The sequence below is a fragment of the Solilutibacter pythonis genome, from assembly GCF_003697345.1.
GTDB classification, from domain to species: Bacteria; Pseudomonadota; Gammaproteobacteria; order Xanthomonadales; family Xanthomonadaceae; genus Solilutibacter; species Solilutibacter pythonis.
Window position 1 is genome coordinate 1 of sequence record NZ_RFLY01000074.1, and the last position, 533, is coordinate 533.

Below are 533 nucleotides of genomic sequence, written 5' to 3' on the forward strand. Positions count from 1 at the left end.
TCACGCGAACCGATGATGGCGCTGGTGACGAATGCGCTTCGAATCGGGTTTTTGTCGTTCCTGGCGGTGGGGTTCACGTTCATGGGGACGGACATCGGCAAGCTACTGACCGAGACCATGCCCAAGGGGGTGATGCGGGTCGTGACGGGGAGTGAGGCGGACCCCGCCTCTCACATTGATCAGAACCTGATATTGATGGGGGCGACGTTTGCATTGATAGATGGTTATGCGGCGGCGTCTTCAGCGGGTGGCGGTGGGGATGCGTACAAGGAGCAACTGAGCCGTGCGACGACGATGAGCGCGGTGGGGACGGCGGGGCCTGCGGTGATCGGCGGAGCGATTCTGCTGGTGTACAAGGTGGCGCTGGGCTTGTTCGTGGGGTTTGGTCCGTTGTTTATCTTGTGTTTGATATTTCCATCGACCAAGCAGCTATTCTCGAAGTGGCTGTATTACGGGATAGGGACGACGTTTTCGTTGGCGGTGCTGGCGTTCATGGTGGGCGTGGCGACGAAGCTGGTGATGGTGATAGGAGG

1 protein-coding gene is annotated in these 533 nt (G+C 59.1%); it reads left to right on the forward strand.

Annotation, left to right across the window (positions count from 1 at the left end; all coding sequences use genetic code 11):
• Positions 1-15: 15 nt before the first annotated feature.
• Positions 16-533, forward strand: a 518-nt coding sequence (locus tag EBB59_RS13350) for a type IV secretion system protein (protein WP_245979346.1), incomplete at its 3' end; no start/stop codon positions are given.